This is a genomic window from Stenotrophomonas sp. 01N47 (assembly GCF_056399165.1).
In genome coordinates, this window is record NZ_JBFTQU010000010.1 from 70,390 (window position 1) to 90,320 (window position 19,931).

The following is a 19,931-nucleotide window of genomic DNA, read 5'->3' on the forward strand; positions in this document are numbered from 1 at the left end:
AGCAGAGGGGCCGGCAGTCGGGGGACTGTCCGGCCCTGTTTTTTGGGGCGGCTGGGAAAGCGTCATCCACGCATGGCGTGGATCTACTGCCCGCGCGCCCTGGTGTCCCAAACAACAAACGGCCCCGCAGTGCGGGGCCGTTCGTCTTTAAAGGTGCCGACATCCGACAGGGCCGGAACAGGGGGGATCCAGATGTTCCTGTCGGATATCGACGCAGAGCTGTTTGGGACGGGCCCTTAACGCTTTTGTCACTTTGTGACGCTGGCCGTCACCACCTGCGTAGATTGAGGCTTGGACCGTGTGAAATGCAAGATGGAACAAGCGTCAACTGTGCGCTATCTCTCACGATTCATGGCACGCCAGGGGGAACTGTTCATCCTCGGCGCACGCGGAGCCGGAGCCGGACGCGCCTGCGGCGGCGGCGAGGGGCGCTCGACCCGCTGTGCAGGCTGCGGCGGTCGACGCATCGAATCCATGTTGCGCCAGGGCGAGCCGCCATTGTTCTGGCGCGGCGGCGGTGGCGGGCGGTTTTCGCCGCCGTTGCCGGGACGCGGTGGCGGGCGGTGGTTGTGGTGCGGCGGGCGGTAGATCGGCCGCTGGTAGTACGGGCCGCCATAGCCGTAATAGCCACCACCGCCGTAATACGGATAGCCGTAGTCGGCCGGGTAGCCATAGGGGTAGCGGTACTCCACCGACGGCGCACCGTGGTAGTAGCCACCGCTGCGGCCACCGACATAGTCATAAGTGGTGCAACCGGTCAGGGCCAGCAGCAGGCCACCGGCAAGCATCAGGCGCGTTTTCATGATGGGTCCCCCCAGAGGACGGGTATGCAGGCAGCTTCAGCCGCCGGCGTTGAATCAGCCCTTAATTCCGCCGGCCAGGATGAATGGCGGTGTAGGACTGCATGCTGGCATGACCGATGGCGCCCTCGCCAGCGCGGAGCCATACGTTAATCTTGCGTCATGAGCGATTCACTGTTGCCCCGCGCTGATGACGTCCTCGCCGCCGCCGCGCGGATCGCGCCCCATGCCAGCGTGACCCCGGTGCTGCGCTCGCGCACGCTGGACGCGTTGGCCGGTGCGCAACTGGCGTTCAAGGCCGAGCACCTGCAGCGTGGCGGCGCGTTCAAGTTCCGCGGTGCGTGCAATGCGGTGTGGTCGCTGGATGCCGATCACGCCAGTGCCGGCGTGGTAACCCATTCCTCCGGCAATCACGGCGCCGCCTTGGCGCTGGCTGCCCGCACACGGGGCATTCCCTGCCATGTGGTGGTGCCCGAAGGGGCGGTGGCCGCCAAGCTGGCCAACATTGCCCGGCATGGCGCCACCCTCTGGCGCTGCCCGGCCACCATTGCCGACCGCGAGGCCACCTGCGCCAGGGTGCAGGCCGATACCGGCGCCACTCTGGTTCATCCGTACACCAACCCCGCGGTGATCGCCGGGCAGGGCACGGCCGCGCTGGAGCTGCTGCACAGCGAGGGTCCGTTCGACGTGCTGGTGGTGCCGGTGGGCGGTGGTGGCCTGGCCAGTGGCACCGCGTTGGCCCTGCAGCACGCCAGCCCGGACACCCGGCTGGTGCTGGCCGAGCCGGCGGGCGCCGACGACACCGCCCGTTCGTTGGCGACCGGCAGGCGGCAGGAGGCATTTACCCCGGACACGATCTGCGACGGACTGCGCACGCTGATCGGCGCCCCCAACTTCGCGCTGCTGCAGGCCGCGGGTGCCGAGGTCATCGTGGTTGACGATGCCGCCACCGTGGCGGCGATGCGCCTGCTGTGGGACGTGCTCAAGCAGGTGGTCGAGCCGTCCTCGGCGATCGTGCTGGCGGCGGTGCTTGCGCAGCCTGCGCGCTTCGCCGGCCTGCGCGTTGGACTGGTGCTGTCCGGCGGCAATGTCGATCTGCCTGCCCTGCGTTGGGGAGCGCCATGAGCCGCGGCCGCCATCGCGAACGTACCGGCCTGCTCGGTTGGTTGTGGCGGTTGTTCGTACTGCTGGTGATCTGGCTGCTGGGCGTGACCGCCTGGATCGTCTGGGTCGGCGAACGTGACCAGGCGGCCAAGGCGGACGCGATCATCGTGCTGGGCGCGGCGGCCTACGATGCCAAGCCCTCGCCGGTGTTTGAAGAGCGCATCCGCCACGGCCTGGATCTGTACGACGCCGGCTACGCGCCACTGCTGATCTTTACCGGTGGCTACGGCGGCACCGGCGCGCGCTTCTCGGAATCGCAGGTGGCCCGGCGCTATGCGCTCAAGCACGGCATTCCCGATGAGGCGATCCTCATCGAGACCGCCTCGCGCAATACCGTGCAGAACCTGGTCGAGGCCAAGCGGCTGATGGACCAGCGCAAGCTGCATTCGGTGATCATCGTCAGCGACCCGCTGCACATGGCGCGCGCGCTGCGCCTGAGCAAGGCGCTGGGCATCCAGGCGTTGGCCTCGTCCACGCCGAGCACGCGCTTCCGTAGCTTCCATACCAGCTGGCGCTTCCTGGTGCAGGAGATCTACTTCTTCCACCGCGACCTGGTGCGGCCGCCGTTGAGTTCACCGGCCAATACCTGAGCGCAGGCGTGCAATGGGGCCGGCCGGGACCTGCTTTTGGTAGTTGCCGACCTTGGTCGGCACGGGAAGCACAGCGCCGACCAAGGTCGGCATCTACCAGTGCGGATCGCGTGCCGACATCAGGTCTGCTTGCGCCGGATCGGGATCGCCGACACCGGCACGGAAGCAATGTCATGCCCACCTTCGCGGATCGGCGCGCCTGGGTCGGGTGCCCAGGCATGGGCGTAGATCACCTCCCAGCTGCTGGGCAGCTTGCCATCGGCACGGCGCATCGGTTCGTACGCCGCCGCTGCCGCCGCGAACCGCCCCCGGCCGGTCAACGTATGGCGGCGATCGACCCGTGCGTTGGTCGCGCCCATCGCGCGCAGCTCGCGCATCAACGAGGGCAGGTCGTCGTAGGTCAGGGTGAACAGGTCGCGGTCCAGAACCGGATCACGGAAGCCGGCCATCATCAGCGCATCGCCGAACTGGGCGATCTGCGCGAAGCGGCTCACGTGCGGGCGGTCGTCGGCGGCGGCGAAGGCCTCGTTGAGCTCGACCAGCGTTTCCGGCCCGAACGTCGAACACACCAGCAGCCCACCGGGCTTGAGCACGCGGCGGAAACCGGCGAACACCGCTGGCAGGTCGTCCACCCACTGCAGGCACAGGTTGCTGAAGATCACATCGACGCTGTTGTCGGCCAACGGCAGCGCCGTGGCATCGGCGGCCAGGCGCTGGAACGGCTTCCACCAGCCGGCCTGGCGCTTGGCCTGGTCGAGCATCGGCAGTGCCACGTCCAGCGCGATCACCTGTGCCTTCGGCCAGCGCTTCTTCATCAGCGCACTGGCATGGCCGGTGCCGGCGCCGATATCCAGCACCACCTCCGGCTTGCGTGCCTCCAGGTAGTCCAGCGATTCCAGCAGCCGCGACTGCACCTCGCGCTGCAGGGCGGCGGCAGCGTCGTAGCTGGTGGCGGCGCGGGCGAAGGCGCGGCGGACATGGCGGGCATCGAAGTGGGACGGCATTGCAGAAGTCTCTTAGAACGTACCGGGGTAGGCGCCGCCGTCGATCAGCAGGTTCTGCCCGGTGAGGTAACCGGCCTGTGCACTGCACAGGAAGGCGCAGGCGGCGCCGAATTCGTCCGGCGTGCCGAAGCGGCCGGCGGGAATCTGCTGGCGGCGGCGTTCGGCCACCGCGTGCACGTCCCCGTCCTGGCCGGCGGCGTGGGCGAAGTTGGCGCGCAGGCGGTCGGTATCGAACTGGCCGGGCAGCAGATTGTTGATCGTGACGTTGTGGACGACGGTGCGCCGCGCCAGCCCGGCGACGAAGCCGGTCAGGCCGCTGCGCGCGCCGTTGGACAGCGCCAGCGCGTCGATGGGTGCCTTCACCGATGACGAGGTGATGTTGACGATGCGGCCGAAGCCGCGCTCGATCATCGCGTCCACGGTGGCGCGGATCAGCGCGATCGGCGCCAGCATGTTGGCGTCCAGCGCGGCGATCCAGTCGTCGCGCTCGAACGTGCGGAAGTCGCCCGGCGGCGGGCCGCCGGCGTTGGTCACCAGGATGTCGACCTGCGGGCAGGCGGCCAGCGCCTGGGCGCGGCCCGCCTCGGTGGTGACGTCGGCGGCGATCGCACGCACTTCAGCGGCACCGGGCAGCGCACGCAGTTCTTCAGCCGCGGCCTGCAGCGCAGCGTCACCGCGGGCGACGATGACCACGTTCACGCCTTCGCGCACCAATGCGCGCGCGCAGCCAAGGCCAAGCCCCTTGCTGGCGCCGCAGACCAGTGCCCAGCGGCCGGAAATGCCCAGATCCATGCGTCAGTCCTGCACAAGCTTAGGAAGGCTCATTGTCCGCCATCGGCCGGTGACAGGCCGGCAACGAAGTGTTGCAGGGCCGCTGCAACGTCATCGGCGTGGCCGAGGAAGGGGGCGTGGCCGCCATGGCCGACGGTCAGCGACTGCCCACCGGGCGCCAGCGCAGCAGCGGCCTGCATCGCCGCCGGCGAGACCAGACGGTCACGCTCGCCGGCAATCCACAGGCTGGGCTTGCCCAGTGCGGGCAGGGCGCCACGCAGATCGGTGTTCTCCAGCAGCTGCAGGCCCTCGTGCAGTGCGCGTTCGGTGGGCGCTCCGTGTTCGACCAGGCGCTGCCGCAGCGTGCGCAGTTCCTCGCGGGCATGCGCCGAACCCATCACGTCCAGGGCCAGGAAACGTTCCAGGGTGCCACTGAAGTCCTGCGCGAGGTCACGACCGAACTGCTCGAATACCGATGGCTCCACCGCATGCGGCCAGTCATCACCGCGCACGAAGCGCGGCGTGGCGGCGATCATCGCCAGCCCGCGCACCTTCGGCAGCGTGGCCGCCGCATGCAGGGCAAACAGACCACCCAGTGACCAGCCGCACCACACCGCCGGCGGCGTGGCCGCGGCAATGGCGTTGACCACGAACGGCAGGCGCAGCGGGGTGCTGTCGTCGCGGCTGTGGCCATGGCCGGGCAGGTCGACCAGATGCAGCGTGAATCGATCGGCCAGGCGCTGCACCAGCGGCGCAAACACGCCGCCCTGCAGGGCCCAGCCGTGGATCAGTACCAGGTCCGGCCCATGGCCGGTCACTTCAATATGCATGGGGAACTACACGATCACTCAGGCCAGCGCCGGCAACGACGGCGGCAGCACTTCACGCGCGGCAAAGGCCACGCGGTCGCGTGCAACGGCGATGGCTTCGACCAGGCCGCGTACCTGCTCGGTGGTGTGCAGCGCGGACAAGGTGACGCGCAGGCGCGCCTTGCCCTCCGGCACGGTCGGAGGGCGGATCGCACCGACCAGCCAGCCGGCCTGTTCCAGCGCCTGTGACATCGCCACGGCGGTGTGGTCGTCGCCACAGAGCAACGGCTGTATCGGCGTTTCCGATGCCATCAGATCCAGCCCGTGACGGCGCGCTTCGCCGCGGAACAGTGCAATCAGATCGGCCAGCTTCGCGCGCCGCCAATGATCGCGTCGGGCCAGCCGCACCGCTTCCAGCGCGGATGCCGCCAATGCCGGCGCCATGGCGGTGGTGTAGATGTAGGGGCGTGCGGTTTCGGCCAGATGCTCGATCAGGTCTTCGCGGCCGAGCACCAGCGCGCCGAAACCGCCGAGCGCCTTGCCCAGTGTGACCAGCTGCAGCGGCACATCGTCCACGCCCAGGCCGGCGGTGGCGACCGCGCCACGGCCATCGCCAAGCACGCCCACGCCATGCGCATCGTCCACGTAGAACAACGCCTGCTGCAGGCGCGCGACCAGCGACAGCGCACGCAGCGGCGCGATATCGCCATCCATGCTGAAGACACCATCGGTGGCCAGCATCGCCGCGCCATCGGGCGCATGCTTGAGCTGGCGCATCGCACCTTCCGCATCCAGGTGCGGGTAGCGGCGCAGGCGCGCGCCGGCCAGCCGCGTGGCATCGAGCAGACTGGCGTGGTTGAGCTTGTCCTGCACGCAGACATCGTTCTCTTCGCCCAGCAGCGCCTGCTGCACGGCCAGGTTGGCGGTGAAGCCACTGCCGAACAGCAAGGCACGCGGGTAACCGAGCCACTCGGCCACTTCGCGTTCCAATGCGCCGTGCAGCGCGTGGTGGCCGCAGACCAGATGCGAGGCACCGGCACCGGCGCCTTCGCGCGCAGCGGCATCCTGCAGTGCGTTGACCACGCTGAACTGCTGGGCCAGGCCCAGGTAATCATTGCTGCAGAAGCCTGTCAGCCAGCGCCCATCGACTTCCAGGCGCACGCCATCGCGACGGGTGACCGTGCGCCGCGGGCGGCGACGGCCTTGTGCATCGCGCAACGCGCGCTGGGCTTGGAGGCGGGCGGTCAGGTCGGGGCGTGCCATGGCGGCTGGATGCGGCGACGGGGCGGCTAGGGTAGCGCGTTGCCGCGACGCCTGCTTGGCCGCCGGCTCAGGCCGCGTGGGCGCAGCCGCAGCCGGGGGCATCGGCGCTGATATCGGCATGCACGGTGCCGCCATGGTCATGACCGTCGGCGTCCACCTGCACCGCCATCGGCTGCAGGCCCAGGCGTGCGAACAAGGCCATGTCGCGCTCGCTCTCCGGGTTGCCGGTGGTCAGCAGCTTGTCGCCATAGAAGATGGAGTTGGCGCCGGCCAGGAAGCACAGCACCTGCAGCTCGTCACTCATCGACTCGCGGCCGGCCGACAGGCGCACCATCGAACGCGGCATGGCGATGCGGGCTACGGCGATCATGCGCACGAACTCGAACGGGTCCAGCTCGGCACTGCCATGTAGCGGCGTGCCGGCCACCTGCACCAGCTTGTTGATCGGCACCGAATCGGGATGCGCCGGCAAGGTGGCCAGCGCCAGCAGCAGGCCGACCCGCTGCGCGCGTGTTTCGCCCATGCCGACGATGCCGCCGCAGCAGGTCTTCAGTCCCGCATCGCGCACATGGCCCAGCGTATCCAGGCGATCCTGGTACTGTCGGGTGTGGATGATCGAATCGTAGTAGTCCGGCGCGGTATCGAGGTTGTGGTTGTAGTAGTCCAGGCCGGCGTCCTTCAACGCGCGCGCCTGCTCGCCACTGAGCATGCCCAGCGTGGCGCAGGTTTCCAGGCCCAGCGCTTTCACCCCGGCGATCATTGCCGCCACCTTGGGGATGTCGCGGTCCTTCGGCGAACGCCACGCTGCACCCATGCAGAAACGCGAGGCACCGGCCGCCTTGGCCTGGCGTGCCTTGGCCAGCACCGCGTCGGTGTCCATCAGTTTCTGTGCGTTGACCCCGGTGCTGTAGCGCTGCGCCTGCGGGCAGTACGCGCAGTCTTCCGGGCAGCCACCAGTCTTCACCGACAACAGCGTGGATACCTGCACCTGGGCCGGGTCGAAGTGCTCGCGGTGGACGGCGGCGGCGCGGAACAGCAGTTCCGGGAAGGGCAGGTCGAACAGCGCCTGCAGTTCGTCGTGGTGCCAGTCGTGGCGGATGGCGGTTGCCATGGCGGGACCTTGGAAGGGCTGGAGCGAGGGCGCAGTCTGGGTGGGTCGTAGTGCACTGTCAACTGTTTTAATTTCATATAAGTTTACAGTGCGAGCGAGGGTTAGACTGGGCGCTCACGCAAAGGATTGCCATGAACAACCCATTGATTGCGGTACTGAAGGCCGTGGCGGCGAACGCGCTGCAGGCGACGGCGATTGCCACAGCCCTGATGCTGACCACCGTTCCCGTCGTTACCATTGCGGCGACGCAGTGCGTGCTGCCGGTCGCCGACGGCGGTGACATCGCTCCCTCGCCGCCCTCGGTGACGGGAACGATCGTGAAGGTCCGCGATCGCCAGCTGACGGTCCAGACCCGCGCAGGCGCGGTTCACCGCACCATCGTCAACGACGGCACCGGCTTGTGGACCGTCTATGGCGGCGGCATCGATGAAACCGATCTGAAGGTGGGGCAGCACGCATTGATCTGGTTGCAGGATTGCGGGCACGCGGGAAAGACACCGCAGGTCGCAGCTGTCGTGCAGATCTGCTCGCTTGCCGCCGAAGCATGTGCAGAGCGATAAGACGTCTTGAGGAGATGAGCATGTCCAGAAGTCGCACATCGCTGGTCGTCCTGCTGGCCATGGCCGGCGCAGGACTGGCCCTTTGCTCAGTGACGCAGGTGCAGGCGATGCAGGCAAGCGCCCCGGATGCCACGGATGCTGCAAGTTCCATTGGTCCGACTGCCGCACAGGTCGCAGAAAACGCGCGAATCCGCGAGGCGATCTTCAATGGTGAAGGCGGCAATCCCAGGTTCGCTGACTACCCCGTAACAAAGATCCATAGCGGGCCGGCCGCATCGCTGGACCTCAGCGATCCGCGCGCCCGCATGTTCAGGACACGCCTGTCAGCAGCCCTGAAGGACGGAGAGGTCGGCTTTGCCGGCGAGTACACGCTGGTGGGATGGGGATGCGGAACCAGTTGTGTTTCGATGACCTTCGTCAGCAAGCGCACCGGCAAGCTGGCCACCCCATCGCTGGGCGGAGAGCTTGGCCCGATGGTGGTCAAGGTCGATCCGCACAGCGCGCTGGTAGTGGCCGAGGGCGGGGAGTTCGACGACAACTATGCTAGGACCGGCAACTTCGCCTTCTTCTACGTGCTGGAAGGACGCGCGCTCAAGTTGATCCGCAAGGTGCCGCTGCCGGTGGCCCTGGGCGAGGAGTGAGCGGCTGGATGGAGTTGCAGGCCACGGCCGTCGCTACGATGCGATAGAGCTGCCTGCACCGCCCGACCTGGAAATGTACGCGTTGGTGCCACGGCGATCGTCCGCTCCGTGCGCCGAGCACCCACGGGTCAGCTCTGCTTGAAGACGGTTCTCTGCCCGATCGCGCTGGACTTTCGAACGTCGGACCGGCCCAGCCCGGGAATCAGGAAATCGGCAGGGCTGCGGCCATGCTTGGTCTTCTCGGCAAGCCAGCGCGGCATCCGGCCGCGGCCCGACCACGTATTGCGCTTGTTGTCCGGGTCGCGGTACTTGGCCGCTACCTTGCCTGCCTTGCGCCGTGTGGCAGGTTTGCGGACCGGTGCAGCGGCCTCGGCGGGCGCGCCCCCGATCAGCTCTTCAATCGTGTAGCCGCACTGCGCGGCGAAGGCGATCAGCTTGCGACGGACAACGGCCACGGGGCGGCGGCTGGCAACCAGCGCCCTCCGCTGCTCGGCAGCAGTCACAAGGGCGTTCAGTTCGCGCAGGCTCAGGTGTTCGACGTCGATTGTCATGCCGCGAAGGGTCCGGACATCCCGGCAGCCTGTCAAGCAGCCGGTGCCAGGATGCATCAAGCTGGATCGGCTCCCCGGGCCCTGTGATCGATCGCTTGACGCACCAACGCGCGCGCCATGAAGATCTACCCCTTCACTCCAGCCGTCAGGGATCGTCCATGTCTGGCTTCATCGGTGATCTGTTGGAAGGGATAGCCAGCTTCGTCTCCGATATATGGCTGCTGCGTCGGCAGCGCGCCGGCAGGAACCGGCCGAAGAACGCCGTGGGAAAGGATGCAGCGGACGTCGCGCTGTTCGACATCCGGGTAATCGGATTGTCGATTCTCACACTCGCCGTCACCGCGCTCATGTTCTTCGTACTCGGCCTGCCACTCTGGACAAGCCTGCTTCCGGTGGCCGCAGGGGCCCTCTACGTAGGCTACCGATGGATCGCTCTCGCGCGTGCGTGAGTCCGCTCCCTGCGGGATCCCATCAAGGGCGCCATTCGACCGAGCGTAGTCTTGCGGGAGCACAGAACAAGGACTGTTGACAAAGGACCTACGGCGATCGAATCTGCGCCGCTATGCGCTGGACAAGCGCTTCAACGGCGAGCCATATGCAACAGGGAATGATGCAGGGGATGTGGGGGCGACGTGCACTGATCGGCTCGCTGCTGGCGGGATCGATGCTTGCAGGAATGGCGCAGGCGCAGACCTTTGACCCTCGCGCCCACAAAGGGCCGCAGCACGGGGTGCCAAACGAAGTGATGGTGCTCGGCAGCGCGCATCTGGCGGTACTGCCGAAGACCTTCGATCCCTCATCGCTGGGCACCCTGATCGACCGGCTCGCAGCGTGGCAGCCGAAGGCCATCGCGATCGAGGCGGTGTCGGGCCAGCAGTGCGACCTGCTGCGTCGATACCCTTCCCGCTACCGATATACGGTGAAGGACTACTGCCCCGATGTTTCGGCGGCGGAGAAGGCAACCGGACTTGATGTGCCGGCGGCGAACGCGGCGGCAGAGACGATGCTGGCGACCTGGCCCGTACAACCCACGGCCGCGCAACGGCGCAGGCTTGCCGCTACCTTCCTGGCCGCCGGCGAACGCGATTCGGCATTGGTGCAATGGCTGCGCCTCCCCGAAGCGGATCGGCAGGCAGGCGACGGCCTGGACCAGGACCTGGTTGCGGCCCTGGAAGCACTGCGTGTCAGCCGCAATGAAAACACGCTCATCGCCGCAGCCCTCGCTGTCCGTCTTGGCCACGAGCGGTTGTGGCCGATGGATGACCACAGCTCCGATCAGTATGGTCCCGATCCCAAGGCCTATGCAGCTGCGGTCAGGAAGGCCTGGGACAACCCGGCGTCCAAACAGCGGAGGACAATGTTCGGCGACTTGGAAGCGCAGGTTGATGCGCCGGAGAAGGCACGGGCACTGTATCGCCGCTACAACGCACCGGATGTGGCATCGGTCGCCTTCGAAAGCGACTACGGTGCCGCGTTGGAGGAGCCGTCTCCGCAGGGCTACGGGCGCCTTTACGTCACCTCGTGGGAGACGCGCAACCTGCGCATGGCGGCGAACATCCGCGACCTGATGGGACCGACCCCGGGAATGCGTACGCTGGTGATTGTCGGCGCCTCACACAAGGCGTATCTGGATGCGTATCTCGAGCAGATGCACGACGTGCGGATTGTCGATGTTCAGCCGTTCCTGAAATAGCCCGCCAAGGACCGGCGGCTGCATGAGGCGAGCTGTTCCCGATCAGCGCCCGATTCCTCGAAATGAAGGATCACAACATGAAACGCAACGTCATTGCCGGCACCAGACTGTACGTCGCGGTCGCCGGGATAGTGTTGTTGGCTGGGTGCACCGAGCCAACACTGTCCGAGCCGAATGTGCAGGCATCAGCGGGCCAGGGAGCCCACGCACCTGGCGCTGCAGACGCGATGCCGGCGGGCCCCATCCAGGTAGCGCCCGTGATCGTGCATTCCGATGCGGACACACAGCCCTTCCCGTTCGACGCTCCGGTGACGGTGGATACGCCGCCGAGCACTTGCCGGATCGACGGCCTGGTGCTCCCGGCCGATGCGAAGGTCTACGCGGCGGGGGCCTACGGCGGTAAGAAAGCCGATTTCCAGATCGACCAGAGCGGCCACCAGGCCACGACCATCCAGGTGGCCGTGCACGAACCCAATGCGCCTGTGGTGCTGTTGCTGGGCGCTTACGAACCCACCGTGTGGAGTGTCGGTTGGACGCGCGGTACGCAGATTGCGGCGGTGCTGGTGACCGGCTACCACCGGCAGCGGCTGACCGGCCTGCCTGCCGGCCTGCCGGTGCTGATCAGCTCCTACGAGGATCGTGGCCCCTGCAGTTATGCCTATGTGGGAGGAGAGGGCTCGAACAAGCTCAACCCGTTGGCCCGCGAGGTGTTCGGTCGCCCGGTTGACGTGGCCTACGCGGCACGCGACGGCCGCGCGGTCATCGGCGCGTTGCCGCCCGGGGCGCAATTGGTGACTGATGCCACGGCCAAGCCAGTGGTCGAATTCCAGATGAAGGGCGCACCGCCGGCGGGCCAGGCCGGTATTGATGCAGCGGTGCGCAGCGGGGTCCTGCGCCCAGCGACGGTGGCCGACCTGCGTGCCTGGGAGGCTGCCGGCCGACGCAACGGGGGTGCAGCGGACATCCCGCGCATCGAAGGCGCCAATGCCGAGCGGGAGCAGGGCATGCCCTTCCGTAGCTATACCGTGCTGAAAGCCTTCGCCATCCCCGCAGGGTTGTATGGTGCGCACGCGGCCACGTTCTTCGTGGCGCCCGGGGTGCCGGCCCCTACCGGGGAACCGGGACACTCGCAGGTGCGGTTCATGGAGAACGGGCAATGTGTCGGCGCGACCTGCGGGATGCGCTAAGGGGCGAAGGTCGGCATTCTGGTCGAATGCGAGGCAAGGCGGACGCTTGCAGGGGCGAATCGCATGCACCGCCGATCGTGCTGGCGCGCCTGTTCGTCATTTCGACCTGATCAGGAACAAGCGGAAGTCTGTTCCTTCTGACCCGGTTGGGACGCTGCATGCCATGCCCATCTTTGCAAGATTCCGCTCCCAGAATGCATGCGCCGCATGATCCTTGCGGAATGTGGCCAGCAACCATTCCCCCGTTGTTGGCCGCACAAGGTCTGCAACCACCGCAGATGCGATGCCTTTGCCGCGATGCTTTGGAAGGATGAACAGATCCGCCAACTCTGGCAGTCGCCTTCCCTGGAACTCGACGTCATCCACCTGGACGAATCCACACAAAAGGCCATCGAGCCAGAGCAGACGGGTCCACTCCGGTTCTTCGTGCAGGCGGGCCTGGACATCGGCAAGTGCGCAGTCGTAAAGACCATCGGCAAGGATATCTTCACCGCTCCAGGCCGAGGCTTCGAAGTAGTACAGCTGCATCAATCTGAAGACCACATCTGCGTCCTGCGCAGTTGCTTTGACCAGCGTCAGTCCGTCCATGCGGTAGAGATCCATCCAGGGCAACTGTGCCTATCCTGATGATAGCTGGCGCAGGATCGGCCAGTGATGGTTCTGCAGTCGCGGCCGTATGTGGATGGAAGCGCGCGGTAGCGGCTGCGATGCAGGCTTGCGGTAAGGTGCAGCCCCCATCGGCCAACGCTCCCTGTACTGACATGCATGCAGCCCCTTCACCGATGGGCAGGCTGCGCTTGCAGGGCGATGCTACGGCATGCGCTTCCCACTGCCTTCTGTCCTTGGTGAATCATTACAGGCTGCCTTTCGCCTGCTGCTGCCCCTGCGCTGCCTGGTCTGCAGCGAGCGCGGCCATGACGCCCTCGATCTCTGTCCCGCCTGCCTTGCCGAGCTGCCGTGGGCGGGTCGCGCCTGCCTTCGCTGCGCGCTGCCGCTACCGGATGCAGCCCTGCCCATCTGTGGAACCTGCCGCGACGAGCCGCCACCGCAGACCGCGACCCATGCGAGCCTGTTATACCTGCCGCCGGTCGATCAGCTGCTGGTCCGCTACAAATTCCACCAGGACCTGGCTGCCGGACGCCTGCTTGCGCAGTTGATGCTGCGCAACCCGCCACCGTGGTCGTGCGCGCCGCTGGTACCCGTGCCACTGCACCGCAAGCGACTGCGTCAGCGTGGCTATGACCAGGCCGCCGAACTGTGTCGCCTGCTGCAGTTGCCGACGTGGCGCGGGCTGTACCGCCGCCGCCACACCGCGCCGCAGTCCGAACGCAGCGCCGAGCAGCGCCGCGACAACCTGTTCGACGCCTTCGATGTGCGCGGTGCTGTACCGGCGCGGCTGACCGTCGTCGACGACGTGATGACCACCGGCAGTACCGTGCTGGAAATTGCAGAGACGTTGCGGTTGGTGGGGTCTGAAGACGTGCGGGCGTGGGTCTGCGCTCGCGTTCCGTGATCGCCCCTTTCATCCGCAAGGGCTAGGATGGCCACGAACCCGGATCGAAGGAGTGGTCATGAATTCCCCCTTGTCTCCCCTGTTGTCGGCCGTTGGACGCAGCTGGTGGATCCTGCTGCTGTACGGTCTGGTCGCGCTGGGCTTCGGCATCATCGCGATCGGCTGGCCGATGTCGGCGGCCATCGCGCTGGCCTGGACGCTGGGTGTAATGGCCATCGTCGAGGGCGTCATCAGCCTGCTGGCGCTGATCACCGGTGCCAGCGGCGCCTCGCGCGGCTGGTTGCTGCTGTACGTGGTCGCCTCGCTGGGCTTTGGCATCCTGGCCGTGATCAATCCGCTGGCCACCGCCAGCGTGCTGGTGCTGTTCCTGGCGGCATGGCTGCTGGTGGCGGGCATCTACCGCATCGTCTTCGCCATCCGCTTGCGCAGGCAGATCCAGGGGGAGTGGCTGCTGATCCTCAGTGGCGTGCTGGCCATCGTGCTGGGCCTGCTGTTCGCGGCCAACCCCTATGCAGGCGTGGCGGTGACCACGTTGTGGATCGGCATCGGCAGCCTGCTCTACGGCGTGCTGCAGGTGCTGGTGGCGTTCAAGCTGAGGAAGCTGCGCTGATGCGGGGCTGGAGCAGATGGGCGCTGCTCGGTGGCGGCCTCGCGGTGTTGCTGCTGGCGGGCTGCAACCGGGTGCTTCCGGCGGAGACACGGCATCCGCCGCGGGAGGGGGTGCAGGTGCAGATGCGTGAGGTCGATCCCGATGGCCGCGCTACCCTGCAGTGGCAAGGGCGCAGCATCGCCGTGAAAGCACCGCCGATGCTCACCAGTACCGATATCGTCGACGTGCGAGCGGAGTTGGACGCCGCGCACCAGCCCGTACTGGAACTGACGTTCCGCAAGGAGTCCGCCGGCCGGTTGCTGCACGCGACCGAGGCCCTGGTGGGCAAGCAGGTGGCGCTTACCGTCGATGACCACGTGCTGTCCGTGGCCACCATAGCGGGCCCTTTTGGCGAGTCCATGCAGGTGGCCGGTACCAACATGAGCGTGGCCGAAGTGCACGACATGGCGCGCTACATCGTGCACGGCGGTCCTGCGCCGCCACAGCAGCGCTGAATCAGCGCTGCTTTCCCGCAAACCCGGCTTCGATCTCTTCCAGCGAGCGCCCCTTGGTCTCCGGCAGCCAGAAAGCGGCCACCAGGAAGAACACGAACGTGCAGCCCGCCCAGAACAGGAACATGCTGGCGTAGCCGTAGTGTCCCACCGTCGGCAGGAAGATGGCGGCAATGGTGGTGGACACGAACTGGTTGATCAGCAGCGCGATGCTCATGCCGTTGGAGCGGATGCGGTTGGGCATCAGTTCGGACAGCGCCAGCCACACGCACACGCCCGGGCCAACCGCGAAGAACGCCACGAATACCAGGATGCAGGCAGCGACGGCCCAGCCATGCGCGGGCGGCGGAATCGGGCCGATACGGGCCTGTTCGATGCGCAGCGGTGCCTGCGCGGCACTGGCCGGGTCGGCGAACGGATTGAGGTGCAACGTGCGGAAGAACGCGCCGATGACGCTGTCCGGTTGCACGGTGCCGGCATGCTCGATGCGCAGCTCACGGTCGCTCAGGTTGTCGCTGCGCAGCGCGCGCACGTTGGTGAAGTCGCCATAGGCGTAGGACACGGTCAGCTGCAGCGGCCGGCCTTCGCGGTCGATGCCGCCGGCAAGACGCTGCCACTGCGCCTCATCCAGTACCAGTTGCAGGCCATCGCCACTTACTGCGGCCTGCAGGTGCGGCTGCACGTCGGCGCGGCCACGTTCGGCCTGGAAGAACAGCGTTGCTGCGGCCAGCAGGGCCACGCAGATGCCACCGCTGCCCAGCATCAGCAGGAACTTGCGACCCTTGCGGTCGACCAGCAGCAGCGCGGCGACGGTCATCACCGCGTTGAGCAGTTTGATCGCCACGTCGGCGCCGTTGGCGACCGAGCCGGACAGGCCTGCCTGGTTGAGGATGTTCACCGCATAGGCCAGCACCGAGTTGATGCCGGTGGCCTGGGTGCAGGCCAGCACCACGCAGGCCAACACGAACGGCACCACGTAGCGGCGGCTGAGCAGCGGGTCACGCTTGCCGCTGCTCCTGCTCGATTCCGGAGCCTGGATCTGCGTCAGGGTGGGCTCGACGTCGGCAGCGGGCAGCACGCGCTGCAGGCTGCGGCGCGCATCATCGATGCGGCCACGACGCACCAGCCAGCGCGGCGATTCGGACAGCCAGAAGATGCCGGCGCAGAACAGCAGGCCCGGTGCCAGGCAGGTCCAGAAGATGGTGCGCCAGGCGTGGTCCTTCACCGTGAACAGCTCCTGCGCCTGCTGCGCGAGCGGCAGCGAGCGCACCGACTCTGCGGCAGCGTCCACGGCATGGGCGTGGTACAGGCCGATCAACGCGGCCAGCACCAGGCCGACGGTCAGCAGCAGCTGGAACATCGCCGCGCCGCGGCCGCGTCGTTCCGGGCTGAGCACTTCGGCCAGGTACAGGGGAATGACCACGCCGATCAGGCCGCCGCTGACACCCTGCAGCAGGCGCCCCAGCAGCAGCGGGGTGTAACCCGACGCCAGCGCCATGATCGGGATGCTGGCGGTGAACAGCACGCCGGCCAGCAGCATCGCGCCACGGCGGCCGATGAGGTCGGCGATCATGCCGGCGAACAGCGAGGACAGCACGCTGCCCAGCAGCACCGCGGCGACGACGAAACCGAGCTGCTGGCTGCTGAGCTGCCAGGCGTGGCTGGCGGTGGCCTCAAGGTAGGGCAGGGCGCCGGCGATGATGCCGATATCGATGCCGTACAGCAGGCCACCGAGGCCGCCGATGAAGAGCAGGTAACGTACGGGCCAGCGCGGGGCGGTGGAAGCGGGTACGGCAGGTGCAGTGGCTGCGGTCATCGGCTCGTTCCTGGACTAACGGGATGGTGCGTGGCTGATGCAATGCGCTTGCGCGCCTTGTGTGCGGCATCCGGGCCGCATGGCGTGTGTCAGTCCAGATCGATCAATCGACCGCCCACCACCACTTTCTGCAGGCGCAGTTCCGCATCCAGCACCACCAGGTCGGCGCGGGCGTCGGGCGCAATGCGGCCGCGATCGCTCAAGCCCAGGTAATCGGCCGGGAAAGTGGACACGCGTTGCGACGCGTCAGCCAGTTCCAATCGCACCTGCACCAGATTGCGCAGCGCCTGGTCCATGGTCAGTGCACTGCCGGCCAGTGAGCCGGTGGCCAGGCGCACGCAGCCGCCGCACTTGTGCACGCGTTGCTCGCCCAGCGCGTACTCGCCATCGGGCATGCCGGTGGCGGCGGTCGCATCGGTCACTGCATACAGCCGCGGAATCGCGCGTGCGGCCAGACGGATCACGCCCGGGTGGATGTGCTGCAGGTCGGGAATGATCTCAGCGTACTGCGCGTGCGCCAAGGCAGCCGCGGCGATGCCAGGCCGGTAGTGGTCGACGCCGGTCATGCCGTTGAACAGATGGGTGAAGCCGGAAGCACCCGCCTGCAATGCAGCCACGCCTTCCTCGTAGGTGCCGGCGCTATGGCCGAGTTGTACGCGAATGCCGAGTGCGGCCAGCGCGGGAATCAGCGCGGTGTGCTCGCCGATCTCAGGCGCCAGCGTCATCACCCGGATCGGTGCCAGCGCATGCAGCTGCTGCACCAGTGCCAGCGTCGCCTCGATCGTGCGGTTGGGCTGCGCGCCCAGCCGCTGCGGGCTGATGAAGGGGCCTTCCAGGTGCACGCCGACGATGCTGGCGGCGTCTGCATCCGGCGCGGCCATGGTGGCGGCCACGCCGTGCAGCGCGTGCTCGATCTCATCCAGGCCGGCGGTCATGGTGGTCGCCAGCAGCGTGGTGGTGCCAAAGCGAGCATGGGTGCGGGCGATGGTGCGGGCCACATCGCCGCCCTGCATCAGGTCGACGCCAGCCGCGCCATGCACGTGCAGGTCGATGAAGCCGGGCAGGATCACCGGCAGCTGCGGGTCATCGCCGCCGCTGTGGTCGTCCACCTGCAGCTGGCGCACGTGCGAATCGAACTGGACCTGGCCGCGACGCCAGCCCAGTGGGGTGAGGATGCGGCCGTGCAGGGAGCGGGTGTCGGTCATGCGGGTGGCTCGGCGATGATCACTTCGATGCCCAGCCGCTGCAGCCCTTCGCGGGTTGCCTCGTCGATGCCGGCGTCGGTGATGATGGCGTGGATCTGATCGAGGCGGGCGATGCGGTGCAGGCTGACGCGACCGAACTTGGAGGCGTCGGTGAGCACCACGATGCGCCGCGCGCGTTCGACCATGCGGTGGTTGAGGCGTGCTTCGGCTTCGTCGTGGGTGGTCAGGCCAAACTGCAGGTCCAGGCCATCCACGCCCAGGAACAGCGTGTCGAAGCTGTAGGAGTTGAGGCTGGCTTCGGCCTGGCTGCCCTGCAGCGACAGCGATTGCTGGCGCAACAGGCCACCGGTCAGCAGCACGGTGATGCCGGCGGCGTTGGCCAGTTCCCAGGCGATGTTCAGGCCATTGGTCATCACCGTCACATCGCGGTGTTCGCGCAGGTGGCGGGCCAACGTCATCGTGGTGGAGCCGGAGTCGATGATGATGTTGTCACCGGCCTGCACCAGGCGCGCGGCCGCCGTGCCGATGGAGTCCTTCAGCGGCAGGTTCAGCGCATCCTTTTCATGGATGTCCTGTTCCTGCGGCGGTGTTCGCACCAGGGTGGCACCACCGTGGGTACGCGTGGCCAGCCCCTGCGCTTCGAAGTGGGTCAGGTCGGCACGGATCGTCACCGCCGACACGCCGAAGCGCTCGACCAGATCGGCCACCTGCACCGAGCCGTGCTCGATCAGCAGCTGCAGGATCTGTTGCCGGCGGGAGCGGGTGTTGCGCATGGCCATTCTCGGTTTCGCAGGGAAAGGTAGAGATTAGCCGTTCGCAAGTACGGCGGCAGCCGAAGTTGCGTTGTGCTTGCGGGATCCGGCCTGGTTGGCGCTGCAGGCGCGGGCGTATTCGCCCAGGCACAGGCCGATGCGATGCTGCACCAGGGCGGTAGGCGTATTGGCCAGGGTGCCCTCGCGCACGGCGCGGTACTGCTCGGGCAGGTACTGGCTGAGCAGCGCCAGCGGCGGTGCGTGCTGTTCCAGGTTGGCGAACAGGGTCTGCACCGCCTGCACCAGCGCCGGCTCGCCCCAGTAGTAGCGGCAGCGGTCGCTGAAGGAATAGCTGCGCAGCAGGCGCAGGGTCGCTTCGTCGCCCTGGTAGTAGGACTGCCAGGACTTCGGCTGCGCCACCATCACCTCGTCCAGCACCTGCGGCAGGCGCGAGCACTGCGCGGCCGGCAGCAGCTCGGCTTCGATGGCAGCCAGCGCGAACAGCGCTTCGCGGTAGGCGAAGGTGGCCGCGGGGCCGACCTTGAGGATGGCGAAATGGTCGCGCACCAGGGAATGCAGTCCACTTTCGCGCTGGTAGTCGGTGGAATGCGCTTCGAACACGATGCGCGGCTGCTGTTCGAGGAAGTCGGCCAGTTCACTGGCGGCGGCAGCGTCGTACTCGTGCACGCTGCTGTGGTCGAAGTCCACGCCCGGCTGCACCACCATTGCCAGCACGCGCTGCCATGCATCGCGCAGCTGCGGGGTATCGAAGGCCTGCTGGTGGATGGCCAGAGTCTGTGCGGCTGCGGCTGGCGTGGTCACCTGCAGGCCGCCGGCCAGCGAGGCTTCGCCACCGGGAATCGGCACTTCGGTGCCGATCACGTAGACCGGCAGCGGCAGGCCGTTCTCGGCAGCGGTGCGCTCGGCGATTTCGGCCAGTTCGGCCGAACGTGCAGCGACGATGGCATCGGGCAACGGCACCGGGTCATCGGCGCAGGACATGCTGCAGTCCAGGTGGATCTTGTGGAAGCCGGCGGCGACGTAGGCCTCGATCAGCACGCGTGCGTGGGTCATTGCTTCGGCGGCCGGGCGCTTCTGCCACGCATTCGGGCCGAGGTGGTCGCCGCCGAGGATCAGGCGCCCGCGCGGGAAGCCTTCCTCATCAGCCAGTGTGCCGACGTAGTCGCGGTACTGTGGCGGGGTCATGCCGGTGTAGCCGCCGAACTGATCGACCTGGTTGGAGGTGGCCTCGACCAGCAGCACGGTATCGTGCGCCAACGCCACGTGCATGGCCGCACGCAGCACCTGTTCGTTGCTGCAGCAGACGCTGTACAGGCCGACGTTGGTACCGGCGCGGTGGGAGGCAAGCAGGGTCTGCAACGGGGACATGGTCAAGCTCC

General features: G+C 67.4%; 22 protein-coding genes. 10 read left to right on the forward strand and 12 right to left on the reverse strand.

What is annotated here, in order from left to right; all coding sequences use genetic code 11:
* Positions 1-335 precede the first annotated feature (335 nt).
* Positions 336-803 (reverse strand): hypothetical protein, encoded by a 468-nt coding sequence (locus AC1DKR_RS17855; RefSeq protein ID WP_478034130.1) that lies wholly within the window; start codon positions 801-803, stop codon positions 336-338.
* Positions 804-962: 159 nt separating this feature from the next.
* Between AC1DKR_RS17855 and AC1DKR_RS17860 the strand changes: the two genes are divergently transcribed.
* Both AC1DKR_RS17860 and AC1DKR_RS17865 read left to right on the forward strand, forming a co-directional pair.
* Positions 963-1,925: a pyridoxal-phosphate dependent enzyme gene (locus AC1DKR_RS17860; RefSeq protein ID WP_478034133.1), complete on the forward strand. Its 963-nt coding sequence runs from the start codon at positions 963-965 to the stop codon at positions 1,923-1,925.
* The gene (locus tag AC1DKR_RS17865) at positions 1,922-2,554 is read left to right on the forward strand and encodes a YdcF family protein (RefSeq protein WP_312788140.1); all 633 of its coding nucleotides are present in this window, start codon (positions 1,922-1,924) and stop codon (positions 2,552-2,554) included. The genes AC1DKR_RS17860 and AC1DKR_RS17865 overlap by 4 nt, the downstream gene beginning before the upstream one ends.
* Positions 2,555-2,673: 119 nt before the next feature.
* Here the strand turns inward: AC1DKR_RS17865 and bioC are convergent, their stop codons facing one another.
* The 5 genes from bioC to bioB all read right to left on the reverse strand — a co-directional run bounded on the left by bioC (position 2,674) and on the right by bioB (position 7,512).
* Entirely contained in the window at positions 2,674-3,558 is an 885-nt protein-coding gene (gene bioC / locus AC1DKR_RS17870; protein WP_025877501.1) for a malonyl-ACP O-methyltransferase BioC, read from the reverse strand.
* A 12-nt stretch (positions 3,559-3,570) separates the two neighbouring features.
* Positions 3,571-4,350, reverse strand: a complete 780-nt coding sequence (locus AC1DKR_RS17875) for an SDR family oxidoreductase (RefSeq protein ID WP_478034137.1) — start codon at positions 4,348-4,350, stop codon at positions 3,571-3,573.
* Positions 4,351-4,379: 29 nt separating this feature from the next.
* Positions 4,380-5,159, reverse strand: coding sequence for a pimeloyl-ACP methyl ester esterase BioH (gene bioH / locus AC1DKR_RS17880; protein WP_478034139.1), 780 nt, complete (start codon positions 5,157-5,159; stop codon positions 4,380-4,382).
* Between the two features lie 18 nt (positions 5,160-5,177).
* Positions 5,178-6,401: an 8-amino-7-oxononanoate synthase gene (bioF, locus tag AC1DKR_RS17885; protein ID WP_478034141.1), complete on the reverse strand. Its 1,224-nt coding sequence runs from the start codon at positions 6,399-6,401 to the stop codon at positions 5,178-5,180.
* A gap of 67 nt (positions 6,402-6,468) precedes the next feature.
* On the reverse strand, positions 6,469-7,512 hold the full coding sequence (bioB, locus tag AC1DKR_RS17890) for a biotin synthase BioB (RefSeq protein ID WP_394196711.1): 1,044 nt from the start codon (positions 7,510-7,512) through the stop codon (positions 6,469-6,471).
* Positions 7,513-7,643: 131 nt separating this feature from the next.
* Between bioB and AC1DKR_RS17895 the strand changes: the two genes are divergently transcribed.
* Both AC1DKR_RS17895 and AC1DKR_RS17900 read left to right on the forward strand, forming a co-directional pair.
* The gene (locus AC1DKR_RS17895) at positions 7,644-8,072 is read left to right on the forward strand and encodes a hypothetical protein (protein WP_394196713.1); all 429 of its coding nucleotides are present in this window, start codon (positions 7,644-7,646) and stop codon (positions 8,070-8,072) included.
* 20 nt (positions 8,073-8,092) lie between these two features.
* Complete coding sequence (locus AC1DKR_RS17900) at positions 8,093-8,713, forward strand: hypothetical protein (protein ID WP_336022396.1); 621 nt, start codon at positions 8,093-8,095, stop codon at positions 8,711-8,713.
* Between the two features lie 128 nt (positions 8,714-8,841).
* On the opposite strand, the gene AC1DKR_RS17905 is transcribed toward AC1DKR_RS17900, so the two are convergent.
* Positions 8,842-9,264, reverse strand: coding sequence for an H-NS histone family protein (locus AC1DKR_RS17905; RefSeq protein ID WP_336022393.1), 423 nt, complete (start codon positions 9,262-9,264; stop codon positions 8,842-8,844).
* Positions 9,265-9,422: 158 nt separating this feature from the next.
* On the opposite strand from AC1DKR_RS17905, the gene AC1DKR_RS17910 reads away from it, so the two are divergent.
* The 3 genes from AC1DKR_RS17910 (at position 9,423) to AC1DKR_RS17920 (ending at position 12,144) form a co-directional block, all read left to right on the forward strand.
* On the forward strand, positions 9,423-9,713 hold the full coding sequence (locus tag AC1DKR_RS17910) for a hypothetical protein (protein ID WP_223497051.1): 291 nt from the start codon (positions 9,423-9,425) through the stop codon (positions 9,711-9,713).
* A 158-nt stretch (positions 9,714-9,871) separates the two neighbouring features.
* A complete protein-coding gene (locus AC1DKR_RS17915; RefSeq protein WP_478034146.1) occupies positions 9,872-10,957 on the forward strand; it encodes a DUF5694 domain-containing protein in 1,086 nt (361 codons plus the stop codon).
* Positions 10,958-11,214: 257 nt separating this feature from the next.
* Positions 11,215-12,144, forward strand: coding sequence for a hypothetical protein (locus AC1DKR_RS17920; protein WP_394196717.1), 930 nt, complete (start codon positions 11,215-11,217; stop codon positions 12,142-12,144).
* Between the two features lie 96 nt (positions 12,145-12,240).
* Here the strand turns inward: AC1DKR_RS17920 and AC1DKR_RS17925 are convergent, their stop codons facing one another.
* A complete protein-coding gene (locus tag AC1DKR_RS17925) occupies positions 12,241-12,732 on the reverse strand; it encodes a GNAT family N-acetyltransferase (RefSeq protein WP_223497046.1) in 492 nt (163 codons plus the stop codon).
* Positions 12,733-12,961: 229 nt separating this feature from the next.
* Here AC1DKR_RS17925 and AC1DKR_RS17930 point away from each other — a divergent pair, with 229 nt between their 5' ends.
* The 3 genes from AC1DKR_RS17930 to AC1DKR_RS17940 all read left to right on the forward strand — a co-directional run bounded on the left by AC1DKR_RS17930 (position 12,962) and on the right by AC1DKR_RS17940 (position 14,761).
* Positions 12,962-13,657 (forward strand): ComF family protein, encoded by a 696-nt coding sequence (locus AC1DKR_RS17930; RefSeq protein WP_428703706.1) that lies wholly within the window; start codon positions 12,962-12,964, stop codon positions 13,655-13,657.
* Positions 13,658-13,715: 58 nt separating this feature from the next.
* Entirely contained in the window at positions 13,716-14,267 is a 552-nt protein-coding gene (locus tag AC1DKR_RS17935) for an HdeD family acid-resistance protein (protein ID WP_478034149.1), read from the forward strand.
* A 122-nt stretch (positions 14,268-14,389) separates the two neighbouring features.
* Positions 14,390-14,761 (forward strand): SecDF P1 head subdomain-containing protein, encoded by a 372-nt coding sequence (locus tag AC1DKR_RS17940; protein ID WP_478034151.1) that lies wholly within the window; start codon positions 14,390-14,392, stop codon positions 14,759-14,761.
* Between the two features lies 1 nt (position 14,762).
* On the opposite strand, the gene AC1DKR_RS17945 is transcribed toward AC1DKR_RS17940, so the two are convergent.
* The 4 genes from AC1DKR_RS17945 to AC1DKR_RS17960 all read right to left on the reverse strand — a co-directional run bounded on the left by AC1DKR_RS17945 (position 14,763) and on the right by AC1DKR_RS17960 (position 19,920).
* Positions 14,763-16,574 (reverse strand): MFS transporter, encoded by a 1,812-nt coding sequence (locus AC1DKR_RS17945; RefSeq protein ID WP_478034154.1) that lies wholly within the window; start codon positions 16,572-16,574, stop codon positions 14,763-14,765.
* An 89-nt stretch (positions 16,575-16,663) separates the two neighbouring features.
* Positions 16,664-17,779 carry an N-acetylglucosamine-6-phosphate deacetylase gene (nagA, locus tag AC1DKR_RS17950; RefSeq protein ID WP_363733851.1) on the reverse strand — a complete coding sequence of 372 codons (1,116 nt, stop codon included), beginning with the start codon at positions 17,777-17,779 and terminating at the stop codon, positions 16,664-16,666.
* The gene (locus AC1DKR_RS17955) at positions 17,776-18,552 is read right to left on the reverse strand and encodes a DeoR family transcriptional regulator (RefSeq protein WP_099819958.1); all 777 of its coding nucleotides are present in this window, start codon (positions 18,550-18,552) and stop codon (positions 17,776-17,778) included. The genes nagA and AC1DKR_RS17955 overlap by 4 nt, the downstream gene beginning before the upstream one ends.
* Before the next feature lie 33 nt (positions 18,553-18,585).
* The gene (locus AC1DKR_RS17960) at positions 18,586-19,920 is read right to left on the reverse strand and encodes a D-tagatose-bisphosphate aldolase, class II, non-catalytic subunit (RefSeq protein WP_478034157.1); all 1,335 of its coding nucleotides are present in this window, start codon (positions 19,918-19,920) and stop codon (positions 18,586-18,588) included.
* Positions 19,921-19,931: the final 11 nt, after the last annotated feature.

Excerpts from the sequence above, each read along its gene's own strand:
- AC1DKR_RS17855 (WP_478034130.1), bottom strand. The coding sequence starts at position 803 with ATGAAAACGCGCCTGATGCTTGCCGGTGGCCTGCTGCTGGCCCTGACC.
- AC1DKR_RS17860 (WP_478034133.1), top strand. The coding sequence starts at position 963 with ATGAGCGATTCACTGTTGCCCCGCGCTGATGACGTCCTCGCCGCCGCC.
- AC1DKR_RS17865 (WP_312788140.1), top strand. The coding sequence starts at position 1,922 with ATGAGCCGCGGCCGCCATCGCGAACGTACCGGCCTGCTCGGTTGGTTG.
- bioC (WP_025877501.1), bottom strand. The coding sequence starts at position 3,558 with ATGCCGTCCCACTTCGATGCCCGCCATGTCCGCCGCGCCTTCGCCCGC.
- AC1DKR_RS17875 (WP_478034137.1), bottom strand. The coding sequence starts at position 4,350 with ATGGATCTGGGCATTTCCGGCCGCTGGGCACTGGTCTGCGGCGCCAGC.
- bioH (WP_478034139.1), bottom strand. The coding sequence starts at position 5,159 with ATGCATATTGAAGTGACCGGCCATGGGCCGGACCTGGTACTGATCCAC.
- bioF (WP_478034141.1), bottom strand. The coding sequence starts at position 6,401 with ATGGCACGCCCCGACCTGACCGCCCGCCTCCAAGCCCAGCGCGCGTTG.
- bioB (WP_394196711.1), bottom strand. The coding sequence starts at position 7,512 with ATGGCAACCGCCATCCGCCACGACTGGCACCACGACGAACTGCAGGCG.
- AC1DKR_RS17895 (WP_394196713.1), top strand. The coding sequence starts at position 7,644 with ATGAACAACCCATTGATTGCGGTACTGAAGGCCGTGGCGGCGAACGCG.
- AC1DKR_RS17900 (WP_336022396.1), top strand. The coding sequence starts at position 8,093 with ATGTCCAGAAGTCGCACATCGCTGGTCGTCCTGCTGGCCATGGCCGGC.
- AC1DKR_RS17905 (WP_336022393.1), bottom strand. The coding sequence starts at position 9,264 with ATGACAATCGACGTCGAACACCTGAGCCTGCGCGAACTGAACGCCCTT.
- AC1DKR_RS17910 (WP_223497051.1), top strand. The coding sequence starts at position 9,423 with ATGTCTGGCTTCATCGGTGATCTGTTGGAAGGGATAGCCAGCTTCGTC.
- AC1DKR_RS17915 (WP_478034146.1), top strand. The coding sequence starts at position 9,872 with ATGATGCAGGGGATGTGGGGGCGACGTGCACTGATCGGCTCGCTGCTG.
- AC1DKR_RS17925 (WP_223497046.1), bottom strand. The coding sequence starts at position 12,732 with ATGGACGGACTGACGCTGGTCAAAGCAACTGCGCAGGACGCAGATGTG.
- AC1DKR_RS17930 (WP_428703706.1), top strand. The coding sequence starts at position 12,962 with ATGCGCTTCCCACTGCCTTCTGTCCTTGGTGAATCATTACAGGCTGCC.
- AC1DKR_RS17935 (WP_478034149.1), top strand. The coding sequence starts at position 13,716 with ATGAATTCCCCCTTGTCTCCCCTGTTGTCGGCCGTTGGACGCAGCTGG.
- AC1DKR_RS17940 (WP_478034151.1), top strand. The coding sequence starts at position 14,390 with ATGCGTGAGGTCGATCCCGATGGCCGCGCTACCCTGCAGTGGCAAGGG.
- AC1DKR_RS17945 (WP_478034154.1), bottom strand. The coding sequence starts at position 16,574 with ATGACCGCAGCCACTGCACCTGCCGTACCCGCTTCCACCGCCCCGCGC.
- nagA (WP_363733851.1), bottom strand. The coding sequence starts at position 17,779 with ATGACCGACACCCGCTCCCTGCACGGCCGCATCCTCACCCCACTGGGC.
- AC1DKR_RS17955 (WP_099819958.1), bottom strand. The coding sequence starts at position 18,552 with ATGCGCAACACCCGCTCCCGCCGGCAACAGATCCTGCAGCTGCTGATC.
- AC1DKR_RS17960 (WP_478034157.1), bottom strand. The coding sequence starts at position 19,920 with ATGTCCCCGTTGCAGACCCTGCTTGCCTCCCACCGCGCCGGTACCAAC.